The organism is Vibrio sp. 10N.247.310.17, from assembly GCF_041466605.1.
Lineage (GTDB): Bacteria > Pseudomonadota > Gammaproteobacteria > Enterobacterales > Vibrionaceae > Vibrio > Vibrio tasmaniensis_A.
The window spans coordinates 1-16,745 of sequence record NZ_JBFSTC010000002.1; the positions used below are offsets into that span (position 1 = coordinate 1).

Annotated in this window: 18 protein-coding genes; 3 read left to right on the top strand and 15 right to left on the bottom strand. The window is 42.3% G+C overall.

What is annotated here, in order from left to right:
- A partial coding sequence (locus tag AB6D80_RS00800; RefSeq protein ID WP_372187543.1) for a transposase occupies window positions 1-848 on the top strand: 848 nt, incomplete at its 5' end.
- A 301-nt stretch (window positions 849-1,149) separates the two neighbouring features.
- On the opposite strand, the gene AB6D80_RS00805 is transcribed toward AB6D80_RS00800, so the two are convergent.
- The 3 genes from AB6D80_RS00805 to AB6D80_RS00815 form a co-directional block, all read right to left on the bottom strand.
- Window positions 1,150-1,521 carry a DUF4440 domain-containing protein gene (locus tag AB6D80_RS00805; protein ID WP_102250373.1) on the bottom strand — a complete coding sequence of 124 codons (372 nt, stop codon included), beginning with the start codon at window positions 1,519-1,521 and terminating at the stop codon, window positions 1,150-1,152.
- 147 nt (window positions 1,522-1,668) lie between these two features.
- Window positions 1,669-2,085 carry a GFA family protein gene (locus tag AB6D80_RS00810; RefSeq protein WP_009846796.1) on the bottom strand — a complete coding sequence of 139 codons (417 nt, stop codon included), beginning with the start codon at window positions 2,083-2,085 and terminating at the stop codon, window positions 1,669-1,671.
- A 156-nt stretch (window positions 2,086-2,241) separates the two neighbouring features.
- Window positions 2,242-2,880: a glutathione S-transferase family protein gene (locus AB6D80_RS00815; RefSeq protein ID WP_102250480.1), complete on the bottom strand. Its 639-nt coding sequence runs from the start codon at window positions 2,878-2,880 to the stop codon at window positions 2,242-2,244.
- A gap of 305 nt (window positions 2,881-3,185) precedes the next feature.
- Between AB6D80_RS00815 and AB6D80_RS00820 the strand changes: the two genes are divergently transcribed.
- Complete coding sequence (locus tag AB6D80_RS00820; RefSeq protein ID WP_372187544.1) at window positions 3,186-3,716, top strand: hypothetical protein; 531 nt, start codon at window positions 3,186-3,188, stop codon at window positions 3,714-3,716.
- Window positions 3,717-3,962: 246 nt separating this feature from the next.
- Here the strand turns inward: AB6D80_RS00820 and AB6D80_RS00825 are convergent, their stop codons facing one another.
- Both AB6D80_RS00825 and AB6D80_RS00830 read right to left on the bottom strand, forming a co-directional pair.
- Window positions 3,963-4,964, bottom strand: coding sequence for a hypothetical protein (locus AB6D80_RS00825; protein WP_372187545.1), 1,002 nt, complete (start codon window positions 4,962-4,964; stop codon window positions 3,963-3,965).
- A gap of 125 nt (window positions 4,965-5,089) precedes the next feature.
- The gene (locus AB6D80_RS00830) at window positions 5,090-5,815 is read right to left on the bottom strand and encodes an Abi-alpha family protein (protein WP_372187547.1); all 726 of its coding nucleotides are present in this window, start codon (window positions 5,813-5,815) and stop codon (window positions 5,090-5,092) included.
- A gap of 394 nt (window positions 5,816-6,209) precedes the next feature.
- Between AB6D80_RS00830 and AB6D80_RS00835 the strand changes: the two genes are divergently transcribed.
- Window positions 6,210-7,592, top strand: coding sequence for an MATE family efflux transporter (locus AB6D80_RS00835; protein WP_017102631.1), 1,383 nt, complete (start codon window positions 6,210-6,212; stop codon window positions 7,590-7,592).
- A gap of 102 nt (window positions 7,593-7,694) precedes the next feature.
- Here the strand turns inward: AB6D80_RS00835 and AB6D80_RS00840 are convergent, their stop codons facing one another.
- The 10 genes from AB6D80_RS00840 to AB6D80_RS00885 form a co-directional block, all read right to left on the bottom strand.
- The gene (locus AB6D80_RS00840; protein WP_102249248.1) at window positions 7,695-8,321 is read right to left on the bottom strand and encodes a LysE family translocator; all 627 of its coding nucleotides are present in this window, start codon (window positions 8,319-8,321) and stop codon (window positions 7,695-7,697) included.
- Window positions 8,322-8,597: 276 nt separating this feature from the next.
- The gene (locus AB6D80_RS00845; protein WP_102249247.1) at window positions 8,598-9,458 is read right to left on the bottom strand and encodes a delta-class carbonic anhydrase; all 861 of its coding nucleotides are present in this window, start codon (window positions 9,456-9,458) and stop codon (window positions 8,598-8,600) included.
- 357 nt (window positions 9,459-9,815) lie between these two features.
- Window positions 9,816-10,295 (bottom strand): hypothetical protein, encoded by a 480-nt coding sequence (locus tag AB6D80_RS00850; RefSeq protein ID WP_102249246.1) that lies wholly within the window; start codon window positions 10,293-10,295, stop codon window positions 9,816-9,818.
- A 137-nt stretch (window positions 10,296-10,432) separates the two neighbouring features.
- Entirely contained in the window at window positions 10,433-10,810 is a 378-nt protein-coding gene (locus tag AB6D80_RS00855) for a VOC family protein (RefSeq protein WP_372187606.1), read from the bottom strand.
- Between the two features lie 124 nt (window positions 10,811-10,934).
- Window positions 10,935-11,303, bottom strand: coding sequence for a hypothetical protein (locus AB6D80_RS00860; RefSeq protein ID WP_372187548.1), 369 nt, complete (start codon window positions 11,301-11,303; stop codon window positions 10,935-10,937).
- 137 nt (window positions 11,304-11,440) lie between these two features.
- Window positions 11,441-12,502, bottom strand: a complete 1,062-nt coding sequence (trpS, locus tag AB6D80_RS00865) for a tryptophan--tRNA ligase (RefSeq protein WP_372187550.1) — start codon at window positions 12,500-12,502, stop codon at window positions 11,441-11,443.
- 251 nt (window positions 12,503-12,753) lie between these two features.
- On the bottom strand, window positions 12,754-13,554 hold the full coding sequence (locus AB6D80_RS00870; protein ID WP_102249245.1) for a hypothetical protein: 801 nt from the start codon (window positions 13,552-13,554) through the stop codon (window positions 12,754-12,756).
- 253 nt (window positions 13,555-13,807) lie between these two features.
- Window positions 13,808-15,157, bottom strand: coding sequence for a D-serine ammonia-lyase (locus AB6D80_RS00875; protein WP_372187551.1), 1,350 nt, complete (start codon window positions 15,155-15,157; stop codon window positions 13,808-13,810).
- Between the two features lie 154 nt (window positions 15,158-15,311).
- Window positions 15,312-16,094, bottom strand: a complete 783-nt coding sequence (locus AB6D80_RS00880) for a helix-turn-helix transcriptional regulator (RefSeq protein ID WP_371701146.1) — start codon at window positions 16,092-16,094, stop codon at window positions 15,312-15,314.
- 65 nt (window positions 16,095-16,159) lie between these two features.
- Complete coding sequence (locus tag AB6D80_RS00885; RefSeq protein ID WP_029223939.1) at window positions 16,160-16,693, bottom strand: YbhB/YbcL family Raf kinase inhibitor-like protein; 534 nt, start codon at window positions 16,691-16,693, stop codon at window positions 16,160-16,162.
- Between the last annotated feature and the right edge of the window lie 52 nt (window positions 16,694-16,745).

The window sequence follows — 16,745 nt, forward strand, 5'->3', positions numbered from 1 at the left end:
AATGCCAACAACGCACCACTTCTGACTGGCTACAACGTCAGCAGCAAAAGCGGTTACCTGTTCACTATTTCATGGTGACCTTCACTTTGCCGTATCAACTAAGAGTCTTAGCAAGACATCAACCTAGAGCGACATATAACGGTATGTTTAAGGTGGCATCGGGGGTTTTAAAGGACTTTGCGAAAAGACAGATGCAAGGTGAACTTGGGTTTACAGCCGTGCTGCATACCCACAGCCGACAACGAAACTTGCATCCACACCTGCACATTATTGTGGCGGCAGGCCAATACGACCCATCAAGGCGAACGTGGCACAAAGGCAACAAGCATTACCTTTTTAACGCGTTTGCTTTGGCCAAAGTCTGGCGAGCAAGAATGCTAGAGGCCATTAATCAGCATCCAACGTTGTGGCTGCCGAGTGGCATACCCAAGCAATGGGTGGTCGATTGTAGGCAGGTTGGTTATGGTCAGGCTGCACTGAGTTATTTAGCTCGCTATCTCTATCGTGGTGTGTTGCCTGATGAAGACATCATCCATATCACCGATGATACGGTCACGTTCCGCTATAAAGAGAGCCAAACCAATACATGGCGAACGCGCACTTTGCCCATCCTTAAGTTCTTGCTGCTCATTTTGCAGCACGTGCTCCCCAAAGGGTTACAGCGAGTAAGAGACTACGGATTTTTACGTGGTCAAGCACACGCCTTAAGAGTTCGTATTCAGCTGTTGCTGTTGAACCTACTCTATATGATGCCGCCAGTGACAGCACCGATAAGGAGCAAAGCGATACGAGTATGCCCTTGCTGTGCACATGAAATGGCATGTGTTGGAGTAAGCCGACCCACCTAGCCGAAAGGCATTGGATAATAAGGAGAATGGCATTGACGAAAACAGAGGAGATGTGACAACGAAAGAAACGAAAAACAGCTAACTGGTTGATAAGATTGCTATCGCAACCTTATCTTGACCTCGCTCGCCTTGAGAAAAGCCTCAAAGCGATGTGCCCTTCAAGTTCAATCGTACAATTTACTTAATAAAGTGGCTTCGGGCTTGTTCAACACTTGGGATTTAGTGTTGGCTACGCAACACCTTAATCCTTATTAGTTATATGTAGGGTACACAACCCAAAATTCTAAAACTTCAGCAATAATTACAGAAGTTCAAACTTTTCACATGGAGTTCCTTGATGATATTTCATCTGCCAACCGTGACCAGTGAACGCCCAGATCGACGACCGCTTAGAAAATGCGCTAACTTCACCAGATTTTGAAACCCATGCTGATTTGTATAGAAGCAGCTGAACTGAAGGTTCCAACAAGATACACTCAAAATCTTGAGAGTGGATATAACCATCTGAAGGTTCTTCACTTTGCATCATTCTCAAAATAGAAAAGTAATCAAAACTACACCCCGAACGCCCAACTTCTTTAAAGCTCGAATGAAGCAACCTTGCTACTTCATTAGGATCTTGCCTAATCTCATACTGATGTAGAGCGATTTCCTGTTCAATTAAAACTTCCATTATTTCTCCAATGCTGAAAAAACATATAACGCCTTGTTAAGTAGCAGCTAACTACCACTGCGCTCAAACAAAGCCACCGTAATCACTAAACTCAACCAAACCAAAACCGCCAAACGTTAGCTGTCTGCTTGAACAATTTGTTAGCTGCTAGCTCGGCTGCTTGGGAAAGACCTTTACATTATTTGGTATCTGATACCATTCCAGTTTTTCACTAACCCAAACATGCGCTTGAGGCTCGAAAATATCAGTTGAAGATAGATCAATTGGTTTTAGCTTTAACTTAACTGTTTCCGGTGCATCTGGGTTAAAGTGATAAATTCTGTTTCCACAACTTGGGCAGAACATCGCACAGTTCCGATTACCACTATCAGCTAAGCGCTCCCAACTGCTCAGTTGACCCGAAAACTCTATCTTAGATACATCAACAACCGCAGTGATACTAAATGGACTGGTAGATAGCTTTTGACACTCGGTACAGTGACAAGCAAAGACCATTAATGGTTTTTCATGTAATTCATAGGTAACTTGTCCGCACTGACATGCTCCTTGAAGTGGATAACCCATTTGTTTCTCCTTTGAACATGGATGGCAGCTAACGCCTGCATAACACGTTTGCTACGATACAGACTTAACTGAATTTTACTGCCTTAACCACTGAAACTAAAGGCAAACTGACAACGCCGAGTGTAGCAAATCGTGTTGATGCATTTGTTATGAGTATTACTTAAATGGGCTAAGATCGATACCCTCTAACTCACAAACAGCCATGATTGTTGGATGTGATGATAAACGATTTAGATAAGCTGACAGATGCTCAAAACTTAATGGCGATTTCTTAATTGGTAAACACCACCCAGAAAGCATAAATAAGAAGAAATCACAGGCTGAAATTTCATCGCCTAAAAGGTATTTATTACCCTCAAGTTGATCATTAATTACGGATAGTGAGTCACCAATTCGATCATCTTGCGCTGCAACCACATTTGGAATAGTACTTTCATCATTTGTATGTCGATGTGGATAATATCGAACCATTAACTCAGCTTGAAGTGTATTATTCAAGTACGCTAACCATTGGAAAAACTGAGGTCTACTTTTGCTCCCAAACTGAGGGAGCAAACCATGCTTAGGGTTTTGCTCACAAAGATGAATACAAATCGCAGAGCTTTCAAAGATTGCCATTCCATCGTCAATTAATGTAGGAATTCTACCCGCTGGATTCAATTTTAAATATTCAGCTGATTTGTGGAAGCTCGATTTCCTATCAACTAACAACAATTGATAGTCTAATTCCATGAAATGTAATAAGAAGTGCGGAGCTAAACTCGCGTTGTTTGGGTAATAATATAACTGATACAAAATGACTTCCTTTTCTTAATCCACAAATACTCATAACGTCCTGTTAAGGTGTGAGCAACACAATACCGATGCCGCCGCATGCCACCTTAAACACTATACGCAACGCATAGTAAAAATGCCACGTGTTGAGAATCACTCTTAAACAGTTTGTTAACTGACATATTCGCGCTAGCCATTAATGAAGGATTACAATTCGTTAGTCCACTATGCAAAAGTGCAGCCGAAGCTCTAATTTAGTATAATGATACGAAAAATAGGGACCTATATAGTCACCTAAACTAGAAATCACCCATGAGATTATCATTTTGAAAAAGCTATTAATTGGTGCCACCTTACTCATTTCAATGCAAGCTAGCGCAATTGAACTTAACGCAACAGACAAGGACAATTTAGAAAAGTCAATAACATACCTTTCAAAGCCTTCTGTGCAATGTTTTTCATTGGCTCGTTCGCCGCTAGACTTTATCTGTACAGAGGATGAAACAGCAATAAGAGTAACAAAAGAACTTGTCGACATGTTTGATAAAAAAGAGAAGTTACACCAGATATCTAAAAAGTTAATTGGTAAAGGTGTGAACATTACTGAGAAAGATCAGAAAATAATGCACCAATTTAAAGGCTTTGAAAATAATGGCACTTTATTGGGTATTAAAATTCGAGAATCTGAACATTATAACGAATCTAAGATAGAAGGATGTGAATACTTCTTTGTTAATTCAAAATATACTCAGAATGGGGCAATAAAGTTTAAGTCTGGTAGCGAATGTGGAAATGAAAATCGTTACTACCAGTACAAGATAAAATCGAATTTGATTGAAAAATTCGGCCTAAATTAAGGTGCTTAGGTTTTTGAGATAACACAGGTCATTTAGGATCCTTATTTCTAGGAGCCTTCGACGATTCGAATTAATATCGGAACGAATTAAAATCCAAGTGTTGACTCTGACAATGGCAGTTAACGCCCAATTAAGGGGTGAACAACGCCTCCACCCAGACCTAAAGCATTGTGCCATAAACACTAAAACTGAAGTAGAAGCAAAAGTGCCAAGCGTTGTGAATCCCTCTTAAATTGCTTGTTAAGCCTATATACCAGACACTTGGAATCCCAAACTTGGCTTTACTTGTATTTTATAAAAAATATTAACTAAATCTAAGGCAGAATTGATAGCAAGACATGCATCTGCTGAATTAGCTATGTATTTGCTATCTCCATGAGCGATTTTGTTTCTTGCTACTCTAACCTTCTCAATATCCTTATATAGTTCAAATGGCAGCACCCCCCATAGCTCTAACATATTGATGATTATACTTATTGTGTAATCCCTATCTGTTAGCTGTTTTAATCTTTTCGAATTAATACGCTTATTATCACCGAAATTGCGATCTAAACTTATTAAATGGCTATTCCATTGATGTGAAACTATTTTCTCCGCACAAAACCAAGATAGAATTACAGATGTTTCATAGTTTCCAACTTTATATTCGCTAATGCTCTTTGATATAGAAGATAACTCTTTTTGCATCCCTGAAATAGAAAATAACTTTTCAAAATTACTAGCTGCTAGTTCGATAGCTTCGACATTTATAACATGTCGACTTGACAACCTAGTGTCAATACTTAGTGGGAGTCCTTGCCTATAGCTTGATAAATATCGAGCCATTTGATACGTAGATGCAATACTCTCGGAAGATATACTCTCAGATTTAACTTTCCCATTTTCAATGCTTAGAGGGAAAGCGTCTCTATTCGTTATCTCATGTAATGAGAAATAACTTATGCCCATGACTCCAATAGCGGCAGAATCTAACAACAAGTAAAAAGAGTTAAGATAACCAAGATAAATATTCCAGCGCTCAACTACCTTGTCGATACCTGTATCTAAATTTTTATCGCACGCCTTTAGATTGAGCATAATTCGACCATCTCTACATATAGCCAAATCAAAATCATCACCGTCTTTCTGATAAACGATCTCAGACATTAATTCTGTAAAATTTTGATGAACAAATGCAGTATCAACCTCTAATGCTCCAATAGCCCAATATGGTCTTGATGGGTAAAATGCTACATATTTATTATTCACGCTGATATAACTCCTATAGGCTTAACGCCGCATTAAGGTGTGAGCGGCGCTTGGCTATACTTGAGCGAAGCGAAACTGCCAAGCGTTGCGAATCACTCTTAAATGCTTTGTTATGTTCGTGCCATTTATTTTTCGTATATTTCAATATCTTCTGGAATACAGGCTTTAATGAACAGTTCACCAAATGGAGTCAGCTGAGTAGCACTAGTAATCACAACACCATTTTGTTGCCCTCCTGCATACGTGGGCTGTTGATTACCACGCTGCCACATTCCAGCAAGATTCAGGCTATGTAAATGGTCCAAGTACATAAAATAATTTTGAGGGTACATTAAACGTTCTACAGGAAACTCGTTGTTAGTAGTATTTCTGGGACCGAAGGTATTCGAGCTAGGATAAAATGTGGAGCTCTGTTTTAACACATACTCCTTTCTTTCGAAGTAATACAACATTTTAGCTTCATCTGGTGACAGCTGACTGATGATATTGGCAAATGCAGGATGTGCTTCGTTTACTCGCTCTTGGTCGATAGCACGAGCCAAAAGATTTAGAAACATTTCTGTAATAACACTCTCCTCCTCAACGTATTTGAGGTTAGCCATGACAGGGCCTGCAATCTGTGGATGAGCATTAACTTGCTGTTCCTCCGGAACCTTATCGTTTACACGTTGCAAATAACGTTGAAACCGCTCTTGTTGAGTTGCCAAGTAATCAATAGGAGCAAGAACACATCTCGCTGCTTTTACTGTATTTTTAGCCAAATCACCGACTTCACTGACAGCTCCGCTAGCTAAGTCATCATAAATTTTTTCTATTGGTAATGATTTACCAATATCTTCTAACCAACCCATTTTTACTCCTTAGAACATAACAGTTCTTAGACAGAAAAATTCTGCATTTAAATATAGAATTTTTCTATCTAGTTTCTTATGCCATCAATTGTACTAAATTTAGTTCATCCATAACAGTGACTTATGATGTGTGCATTGAAATTCAACAGGCAAATATAGAAACTTTCTATCTAGTATGATTCACATTAAAATCATCAGGTTATGTACATAGAAACAGTATCTAGCATCATGCAAACCTGGCGCTCCTCCAGAGCAAATTAGCCCCTGTAAATCCAATGCTTGACCCTATACGGTAAGGTGTTTATATTGTCGCCCGCCCAACGGGGCACATCCTAAAATGCACACCGGCCATCCTGCCATCATTCGTGTATTTATATTGGTGTTGTGAACTTCCATGCTAACGAAACTTCGTCCTTTTACTCGTGAATCGGGTGCGCTTATGCATCTTTCGATTCCTATCATTTTGACTCAAATAGCGACCCAAGCGATGGGATTTGTCGATACGACAATGGCTGGCCAAGTAAGCCCTGCCGATCTCGCCGCTATTGCACTTGGTACTAGCCTTTGGATTCCTGTGTTGCTGCTACTTCGTGGCGTGATTATGGCGTTAACGCCTGTTGTCGCTTACCACCGCGGTGCACGTGACTTTCAAAGTATCTCTGTTGAGTTCTTCCAAATGGTTTGGTTAGCATTAATTGCTAGCGTCTTGCTCATCGCTTACTTAGTGAGTGCGAAACCGATCTTAGAGTGGATTGGGGTTGCCTCTGAGATCATTCCAATTGGTAGCGACTATGCGTTTGCCCTAGCCTTCGGTGTGCCGGGTATTGCCCTCTTCTACACCTTGAATGGCTTTTGTGAGGGTATGAACAACACCAAAGTACCGATGATCATTTCGGTGGTTGGTTTGTTGGTGAATATTCCGGTCAACTACGTGCTTATCTACGGCAAGTTTGGCTTCCCTGAAATGGGGGCTGTGGGCTGTGGCTGGGCGACTAGCTTAGTGTATTGGCTAATGTCGGGAATGCTGTATTCCTACATTAAAGGTCATCACCACTACAAAACTATCATCAACTTTTCAGATGCAAAGCCAAAAGCAAAAGAGATGCTTCACCTTCTAAGATTAGGTTTACCTATCGGGATGAACATCGCGGTGTGCGGCAGTATCTTTGCGGTTATCGCGTTGATGATTGGTCGTATTGGTGCAGAGAACGTAGCAGCCGCGCAAATTGCACTTAACATTTCGAGCCTGACTTACGTGATTCCGATGAGTATCTCGTTTGGTATTACGATTCGTGTTGGTCACGCTTTGGGTGAGAAAGACGAACTAGCCGCAATTGAGCGCAGTAAAGTCGGTATCTTAGTTGCAGCGTTAATTTCCTTGTTTTCAGTTGCGATGTTCCTTCTGTTCCCTGAGTGGATCATTAGACTTTACACGACCGACCCTGCGATAAGTGCAACGGCAGCAGTATTGTTGACCTTTACGGCTATGTACCAGTTCAGTGATGCATTACAAACGTCTGCTAACGGTGCACTGCGTGGTTATAAAGATACCAAGATCCCGATGATGTTAGCCATTGCTTCATACTGGGGCTTGGCACTTCCACTCGGCATGGTGCTCGGGCTAACAGACCACATTGTTCCAGCAATGGGGGAAGAAGGGTTTTGGATTGGTATTCTTACGGGTTTAAGTATCTCTGCTACGCTGATGTTAATTCGCTTGCGATACGTGATTAAGAAGCGCGATTTACTGCCTTCAATTAACGCAGCAATTCGCTAATACTGCTCTAGTAAGCGAATACCACACCGGAAAATAAATGCAAAAAAGCGCGTTACTGCCACTATGCAACAACGCGCTTTTTCTGTTTAAATTGAACTGTATTTATCTGTTTATCGCCAAATATGATCCAGCAGCAATCATTATTCCACCAGCACTTTGATTTAATCTTCTATGCGCGCGTGGCGTTTTCAGCAAACCTGCCATTCTGCCCGCTCCTACAGCGATAAGCATTAAACCGGACATTAGAGCAACAGATGCTAAACCAGAAACCAAGACAATATCTTGTGAGCGCAGAACTGTCAGATCAATGAAAGTCGGCAAGAACGAAATATAAAACAGAATCACTTTAGGGTTTGAAGCTGAAATCAAAAAGCCTTGCGCGAAACTCGCGAGTTCGGATTTCTGACTTTGTTTGGCTGCAAGTTCCGCTGAGCCTTGTACTTCAGGTAGGCTCTTAAACATCTTGTAGCCCAAGTAAATCAAATAAGCCGCACCAAGGTAGCGAATCACCTCAAACGCAATCGACCAATTCTCGGCAATCGTTGCTAGACCGAAACAGGCAAGCGCAAGGTAAATAAGATCACTGCATATCATCCCTAACGATAGAGTGATGCACTTTCGCCAACCATTAACCATGCCTCGAGCTAAAATGGCAAATACGCCAGGCCCCGGAGTAATACCAAATATAAACATGGCAATAAAGAATGTAATCGCACCTTCTAGTGACATTAGACTGTCCTTATCTATAACCCAACATAATTGATCATGAACGTATCATGGAGCTTCGATTCGCGTAAAGAACGTTTTTGACTAAGCACGTTTAACACAACTCATGTTTTGAATAAGTGTGACACGTAATTTCCCCACTAAGCTTAAACCTAGCCTCAGCCTCAGCCCCAAACATAAACTTAAACCAGTCACCAAAGTGTTTTTCGTTAAGACACAAAAAAGGCGAACCTAGAGGCTCGCCTTCGAAAACAATGATAGAAAATCAACGTGACAAGATTAGTTAGCGATTGGAGACAGTAACTCTGGGTTTACGACTATATTTCTTACACCGTGGGCGTGGTCTTCGTTGAAGTCATTGCCTTCACACCAGCTCCCCACTGTCGCGATGTTTACTTTCGCTACTTGTGGACGAACGCTCCATGTTACTTGGAAAGGTGAACCTTGTTCATTGTAACCAGGACCCGTTGTAGAGCCTGCGTATTGAATCGCTGAGCCCGTATCTTGTGGGATGTTTGGTGCTTGGTGTAAGCCGTTCACTTTTGAATGTTTAGCGAGCGCTTCAAAGTCGAGTGCTTTGTCGTCATTCACTAATACGTAAACTTGGGTTTCTACACGCAGTTGCGGGTTGGTAATCGCGTCGTTAAAACAAGCACCCAGTGTTTCACCCGGTTCAACTTGCGCCGTTGAATAAACATAGTGAACTTCAATGGTGTCACCCGAATGCAAAGAACCATGCTCGCTCGGACAAACCTTGCCCTCAAATGGTTTCAGCTCAGCAGAACTCAGCTTGCCTGTGTATTTAAAGCCACTCTGGAATCCCTTACCATCACCGTTACCAGCGTATTGAGTAAACTCGCCGCCTTTATGCTCAGCATTTTTATGGAAGTGAATATTACATAAGTTCATCGCTGTTGAATCAGGAGCATCCGAGAACAACCTGGTATTTGTTCCTTCTAATGAACCCAAATCTCGTGGAGCTTGCGGTCCAAAACCTTGTCCTTGGGTATTTTCAGAAAGCTTCGCTCTTTGTTCTGCGATAACACCATCTGATACAGACTCATGGTTCGCATCTGATGCATTTGCATGAGCTGACAACATCACCATCGCGACACTTAAAAACACACTCTTATTCTTCATTTTTCTTCCCTAGAATATTGATAACTAAACCTAAGCCGACATAACAGCAAACATCTTACTATGCTCGTAAGTGAATATAAGACTTGTCTTTGTAAGATTAGATTTCATTGCTTACTTTGGGATGAGTATTAGAACCCTTGATGCATATAACAAGTCAAACAGGGTAAATTCGGCGAGTCCCTTCCAGAACTAATAATTTCCTATTTTCGTTAACCGTCGCCTGACTCAGCGCTCAGATAAGTGAACACGATTCTTAGGAAGAAGGATGGCCAGATTTAGAAGCTCAAAAAAGGCGAACCATCTGGCTCGCCTTCACGTTTCATTCTATCTATTAGGTTGTCGTTCTAGGTTAACGATTTAACCATTACCGGTGGCAAATATCCCAAACGTCATGACGTTCAATGCATCTGTCACACCCTCTAGTGATTTAATCACGGTCTTAGTCGGTTTGTTATGACGAATAAAATAGCTTCCGATGCCTTTTTCACCGCCACTCTTAGCATCGCTTTCCGTTGTTTCTGTCGCTGCTATTTGGGAGGGTTCCACAGATTCTGGCTCTGCATTGGCGTGAGTTATCATGTCATTATTTGAATCAAGGTTTGAGTTTGATTCATGATCAGTTATTGGTTGATGATTAACGAACGACTCATGGGAAGATTCAACGTTGGTCTCAGCACTTGTATCAATTGCAACATCGATATTGTTCTCTTCTTCCAAGCTTTTCGACATTGCGTCTTCGTTGCTCAATGTCTCATCGTCTAGCTGATGATTACTCGTTGAAGAACAAGCTGTTAAGAAGAACAGGCTAACGATGAATATGAGTAAATTTCTCATCATAATGATAAAGCACGAATTAATAAAACATTGTTCGATTGTATTTTGTTTGGCTGACGACATCCAGTGATAAGCGGAGTAAACACAAAAAGTCGCGTTCTTGAAGAGTAAACAAAAGCGTACAGGTTTAGTGCCTAAGACTAATAATTCGAGAGCTCAATCAGGTTGCCATCAGGATCACGAATATAAACAGAGACAATTGTCCCTATTGCACCTGTTCGTGGTACGGGCCCTTCTTCTATCGCGACTCCTTGCGATTTGATATGTTCGACAACTTGAGCCATTGGTGTATTGGTAACAAAGCAGAGGTCTGCACTACCGACCTGCACACGCCTTGCCTTCGGCTCGAACTCGCTACCGCTGAGGTGTAAATTGATCTTCTGCGTCCCAAATGACAACGCCAACCTGCCCTCGCCAAATTCGATAGGCTTCATTCCAAGTACCCGTTGGTAAAAATCGACCGTAACTTGTAAATCTTTCACGGTTAATACCAAATGATCTAAATGACTGATTTCCATCATTACTTGCCTGTAATTGAGAGTGATAAGGGCTTATTGGCGGTGACTAGGCACAGTTAGGTGAACAATGTCATTCGACAACCCACATAACTCATAACAGAAATGTAGGTTGGAATTACTTAACTTAGCCTTCGCGCTTACTGAGCGTGTAGGAAACTACACTATCATCACCAATCTTGAACACCCAAACATTCTCGCCATCCACAAACTGAAATTGATTGGTTGATTCAGTCAGCTTTAATTTCCCAATAAATTCAGACAATGCTGGCTCGCTGATAACGAAGCTTCCTTCTGAAGTATTCGCATCCAGATCGTTATTCACTACAATCTTCACGGTAGATTTAGGCAGAATGTCGGGTAACCAACCTCTTTCGAACAATCGCTCTTGTTTGGCTTGCGCATAGGTCGAATACTCATCGCTAACTACATCTGAACAGCCAGACATTAAGACCAAAACTGGAAGTAGCAAAGGGAGTAAAACGTTAGTTTTCATTTAATTACCATAACTTGAAAGTTGGAATTTGAGATCATACGTTGCCATACAACCTCATTTCCATCCACAAAATCCAATTTATAAATCAACCGTAATCATCATTCAAATTAATTGACTTTATTTACATACAGCCAGTGCTAGATAATATTCAGACCAAAGACGCCTTTTACATCGAACAGTACCTTTTGCGTCCTTTCCCTAGAGACTTCGCTACCATTTCGCAAAATATCGATGAGCTGCGCTTTATCATCCAGTAACTCAGCTCTTCTTTCACGAATAGGACGAAGCATCTCTTGCAGGCACTCTTCCAACACTTTCTTAGTTTGTCCATCGCCTAGCCCACCTCTTTGGTAATGCTCTTTTAGTTGACTGACATAGTTAGCGTCTGTGTGAAAAGCATCAAGATAAGTGAACACGATATTGCCTTCTACCTTGCCTGGCTCTTCAATTCGTAGATGATTTGGATCGGTATACATGGATTTGACTGCAGCTCTGATCTCTTTCTCTGTTGCACCCAAATTAATGGCGTTGCCCATCGATTTAGACATCTTACTTTTACCATCAGTACTAGGGAGGCGAGATGCATTGCTGAGAAGCGGCCTACATTCATTTAAGATTGGTTTACCAGCAAGCGAGTTAACCTTTCTTGCTATCTCATTGGTTTGTTCCAACATCGGCAATTGATCATCGCCAACAGGCACTAAAGTCGCGTTAAAAGCAGTGATGTCTGCCGCCTGTGAGATTGGATAAGTGAGGAAGCCTGCTGGAATAGATCGTCCAAATTCCTTGTTCTGAATTTCACTTTTGACCGTTGGATTGCGTTCCAAGCGAGCGATAGAAACAAGATTGCTGTAGAACATGGTGAGCTCAGCTAACACCGGCAACTGTGATTGCAGACAAATCGTGGTCTTGGTCGGGTCGATACCCACCGCAAGATAATCAGCGACCACATTAAGAATATTGGACGAAACCTTTGAAGGATTATGGGCGTTGTCGGTAAGCCCTTGCATGTCGGCAACCAATATCGTTTGGTCGTGAATATGCTGCAAAGAGACTCTTTGTTTAAGTGAACCGACGTAATGACCCAAATGCAAAGGCCCAGTTGCTCTATCGCCAGTCAGAATGATTTCAGGCTTGTTGGTATTGTTCTTACTGCCAATATTATTGCTGTCGGTATGGCTGTTTGAGTTGGTATTCATGGTGTATCTCCAAGTTAAAAAGGCTACTGGAGATAAAAAGAGGCGACATTTTTGATGACATTCTTAGCTACCGTCCAGCAGCTAAAGAATGTAAGTATTCCGTGCTGCTCTATTGAGAGCACCACCAAAAGAAAATTGAAGTTGAAGCAGAATTAAATTTCATGGTTAAAACCTATCAACAATACAGACGAGCGACAACTGTTATTTACGCGCACCAAGAAAATAGGTCTTAAGATTAACAGGTTATAGGCTTAATCTTTACTGGAACACAGTTCAGTGATTCGGTCACACATGGCTTGGTTAACTGTGAAGTGGGTGTTGAGGAACGCTAGTTGGGCAAGTGCCGATTCAGCCGTGCGCTCGTAACCTTGGGTAAAGGTTGGTAGCAATTGAGCAAACTTAGGAAAGCGCGCCTCTAGCCTTCTGTCCGACATAAATTCATCAACGAATTCTGGCTCAGACGTTTCAGTTTGATCGACAAGATCGATTAGACGATCAAGCGCGTAAGATTGAACAAAGCGAGAGCCAGAAAGCTTCTCACCGCGATTATATCGGCTCATGCCCACATAAAGATTGGTTAACGCCTCGCCGATGATCCACTCTTGAGAATTCGCTTCAGCGACACCTTTTTCAAGTGGCGCACAGCACTGAGTATCAAAGTCGGCTTCCTGCCAAACAATGCGACCTTCAGCAAATGGAATATGCGCTAATTCGTGTGGTTCGAATACCGCAAACTCACAGAATATTCCATCGGCATAAAGTACTTTGTAGCCATCGATGGTGTTCCTTACGGCATAGTCGATTGGAAGAATGTCTGAGAGCCAATGCAAGCTGTCTAAGAAATACTGCTTATGCCCCGTTTGTACTATCGCGAAAAAATCGACATCTGAATACTGATCAAGTCGTTCTGTTTCAATACCTACCGAGCCCAATCCCAGTAAAGCATGAGCCTTACCCGATGCTTCCAAAGACTCCCCAATCGCATCTAAACGCTGTAGTAATTTTTCTGGTGTGTTTATATGTCTTGTCTGTATCACTTTGTCCGTCTGCATTGCTCAATCCCTATCAAGTTGAATGCCACTCAACCTAACTGATAGTTAGAACATCTAAGAAGCTTAATTTATAAAATGTGTGTTTTGGATAACGATCTGCGCAAATTATTGTTTGAATTACGGTGGGATTTAGAGGTGAGAAAGAGTGTGTTCAAGCTATAAACAACACTCTTCTATCATGACTTATCTTTTTAGCAGCTTATATTTGCAACAACTGATATTTACAAACAATTAAACGATAAAAGATTCAGGGTTAAGCCGATGACTTCGCTAAGTAGGTTGCCATTTCTTTTGGTGGCACCATGCCTCCGCCTGTCGCCCACACAAGGTGTGTTGCATTCGCTAGCGTCGACTCATCAATTTCTAGACGAGTAAGGTATTCTCTATTCTGTTCAACATGAATCACACCCGGCATACCCGCGAGTGCTGAAGGCTCCAATTGAATACCCTCCACTTGGTTCAGTTCACCTAACAATTGATACATACGTTCGTCGGTTAACGTGTAATAGCCGTCGAGTAAACGTTCCATAGCTCGACCAACAAAACCAGAAGCACGGCCAACTGCAAGCCCGTCTGCTGCGGTTAGATTATCAATACCGAGATCTTGGACTGCGATTTCGTCATGCAAGCCGGTATGGACACCCAGCAACATACAAGGCGAATGGGTCGGCTCAGCAAAAATACAGTGTACATGGTCACCAAAAGCCATCTTCAAGCCAAATGCCACACCACCGGGGCCGCCACCGACTCCACATGGCAAGTAAACAAACAGTGGGTGTTCTTTGTCGACGACAATCTGTTGCTGATCAAATTGCTGTTTGAGCCTTTGTCCTGCCACCGAGTAACCAAGAAATAGAGTTTGAGAGTTTTCATCATCAATGAAGAAACAACTCGGGTCTTGTTCCGCTTCTTTGCGCCCTTGCTCTACCGCAACACCATAATCTTGTTCATACTCAACGACGTTGACACCATGCTCACGCAGTTTGTTTTTCTTCCACGCTCTCGCATCAGCAGACATGTGAACCGACACTGTAAAGCCTAACTTGGCACTCATGATGCCAATCGACATGCCTAAGTTACCCGTAGATCCTACCGCAATGCTGTATTGTTGGAAGAAGTTACGAAATTCAGGTTCGAGCAACTTACTGTAGTCATCGCTCTCACACAGTAACCCAGCTTTAATGGAAAGCTTCTCGGCATGCGTTAATACTTCATAAATGCCACCACGGGCTTTGATTGAACCTGAAATCGGCAAGTGACTGTCTTTTTTCATCATCAAACGCCCTTTGATAGGCTGCTGATAATGCGCTTGCAATACTGATTTCATAGATGGAATGTCAACAAGCTCAGACTCGATGATGCCATTGGTCGCTTGTGTTTCAGGGAATGCCTTCGCCAAATAAGGGGCAAACCTTTGTAATCGGACGCTTGCATCTTGAATGTCCTCTTCACTTAATCCCACATAGGGCAAACCTTGCTCTAACGTCGTGATGTTTGGGTTAAACCAACTCACTTCTTCTAGCGCTATAAGTTGTCTTAACAACGGGAAATCGTTGGTGATCTTCTCTATATTTAATTCACTTTTTGGGTTCAAATCAGTCATGGGTGACCTTCTCTGGTATAGCGCCATCATCTCTGGTACTCAGCAATCTGCGCTCGTACAAACATTTGGTTTTGAACCTATTAAAACGGTATTTACACCATTATTCAATGACCTGTAATTAACTAGGCTTGCTTTGCTCGATACGCCTTGCGACTTAATTACTGACCACTGTCTTGATGTATTCACTAGGCGACAAACCAAATTTTCCTTTAAAGCGCTGACTAAAACGTCCTTCCGATTGGTAACCGCAAGACTGAGCCAACATCGCCACATTCTGCTGTCCGTTTTGCATCAGATAAAGTGCGTGACTCAACCGAACTTCAGCCAACACCTCACGATATTGCATACCTTCCAGTTTGAGCTTTCGGATAAGCGTGGCGCGACTCATCGCAAAACGCTCTGCTACCGACTCTAACGGATGTTTCTCGTCCGGTGAATACGAAAGGTAGTGGCTGAGTTTCTGGCTAAACGAAACGTTTGAGCTAATAAACAATCGATGCAACACGCCCTTCTCGGCTAATTGCTGATACAAACCCTGCAACCAAAATTGTTGGGTTTGTTCACTCATGCTCTGACGATCAAACGAAAACAACGCATTGAGAGAATCTTGCAAACCTCGATCTGCCTCCACGGTGGGTAAATCCAGTTCAATTGCTCGATCCTCACTCAGATCGAGCATTGCTTGCGTCGGTTGGAAATGAAAACTGAATACACGCGAAAGGAAACGTCCTTTGTGGGGCATGTTCTCAAAACTCAATGACGCTGATGCCTCACACAACAGCAGCTCAGAATGTGAGAGTTCTGCCGCTGAGTCTTTCCAAAACAGGCGCTTACTGCCTGTAATGATCTGAATAATACTAGGGGATAGTATCCTCACATTACGCAGTTTTTGTAACTGCTCTGCACGAAAGATCGTCACTTGATATTGATGATTCATCTCATCCCCTTATTTGCTTATTTGCTTATTATGTAGGTGTATAAGCTTTTAACGTACATAAGCTATTAGCGTGTATAAGTTGCCGTCAGTTTCGCTTTGTCTAAAGCCATGCTGTTCAACGTGAATCCAACCACAGCCGATGGCGTGTTTTCGTCTAGGTTGAGCTTATCCGTTGGCAATGCCCAAACCGTGAATTGATAACGGTGCATACCATCTTTTTCTGGAGGACAAGCGCCACCGAAACCTACCGTTCCATAATCGATGCGGCCTTCTTTGCCACCCACTTTAGAGATATCGACACCGCGAGGTAGCTCGCTCACTGTTGCTGGAATATCAAACGCCACCCAGTGCCAGAAACCACTTTCAGTTGGTGCATCTGGATCATAAGCCGTGATTGCAAAGCTTTTGGTTCCTGCTGGAGCATCTTTCCACATCAACTGCGGTGACAAGTTCTCGCCATCACAGCCCCAACTTGAATATTCAAACGTCTTCGCCATTGGGTGACCTTCTTGAATATCATTACTCGTTAGTTCGAATGCCTGAGCCGAGCCAGCTGTTAAGATACTAAGTGCCAATACTGATTTAATGAGTGTTTTCATGGTGGTTCCTCTGATTAGGTATGAGCCCAGTATAGTCCCCTCCATCCGCCCA

Excerpts from the sequence above, each read along its gene's own strand:
- AB6D80_RS00805 (WP_102250373.1), bottom strand. The coding sequence starts at position 1,521 with ATGGAAGTTTTAATTGAACAGGAAATCGCTCTACATCAGTATGAGATT.
- AB6D80_RS00810 (WP_009846796.1), bottom strand. The coding sequence starts at position 2,085 with ATGGGTTATCCACTTCAAGGAGCATGTCAGTGCGGACAAGTTACCTAT.
- AB6D80_RS00830 (WP_372187547.1), bottom strand. The coding sequence starts at position 5,815 with ATGGGTTGGTTAGAAGATATTGGTAAATCATTACCAATAGAAAAAATT.
- AB6D80_RS00835 (WP_017102631.1), top strand. The coding sequence starts at position 6,210 with ATGCTAACGAAACTTCGTCCTTTTACTCGTGAATCGGGTGCGCTTATG.
- AB6D80_RS00840 (WP_102249248.1), bottom strand. The coding sequence starts at position 8,321 with ATGTCACTAGAAGGTGCGATTACATTCTTTATTGCCATGTTTATATTT.
- AB6D80_RS00845 (WP_102249247.1), bottom strand. The coding sequence starts at position 9,458 with ATGAAGAATAAGAGTGTGTTTTTAAGTGTCGCGATGGTGATGTTGTCA.
- AB6D80_RS00850 (WP_102249246.1), bottom strand. The coding sequence starts at position 10,295 with ATGATGAGAAATTTACTCATATTCATCGTTAGCCTGTTCTTCTTAACA.
- AB6D80_RS00855 (WP_372187606.1), bottom strand. The coding sequence starts at position 10,810 with ATGGAAATCAGTCATTTAGATCATTTGGTATTAACCGTGAAAGATTTA.
- AB6D80_RS00860 (WP_372187548.1), bottom strand. The coding sequence starts at position 11,303 with ATGAAAACTAACGTTTTACTCCCTTTGCTACTTCCAGTTTTGGTCTTA.
- trpS (WP_372187550.1), bottom strand. The coding sequence starts at position 12,502 with ATGAATACCAACTCAAACAGCCATACCGACAGCAATAATATTGGCAGT.
- AB6D80_RS00870 (WP_102249245.1), bottom strand. The coding sequence starts at position 13,554 with ATGCAGACGGACAAAGTGATACAGACAAGACATATAAACACACCAGAA.
- AB6D80_RS00875 (WP_372187551.1), bottom strand. The coding sequence starts at position 15,157 with ATGACTGATTTGAACCCAAAAAGTGAATTAAATATAGAGAAGATCACC.
- AB6D80_RS00880 (WP_371701146.1), bottom strand. The coding sequence starts at position 16,094 with ATGAATCATCAATATCAAGTGACGATCTTTCGTGCAGAGCAGTTACAA.
- AB6D80_RS00885 (WP_029223939.1), bottom strand. The coding sequence starts at position 16,693 with ATGAAAACACTCATTAAATCAGTATTGGCACTTAGTATCTTAACAGCT.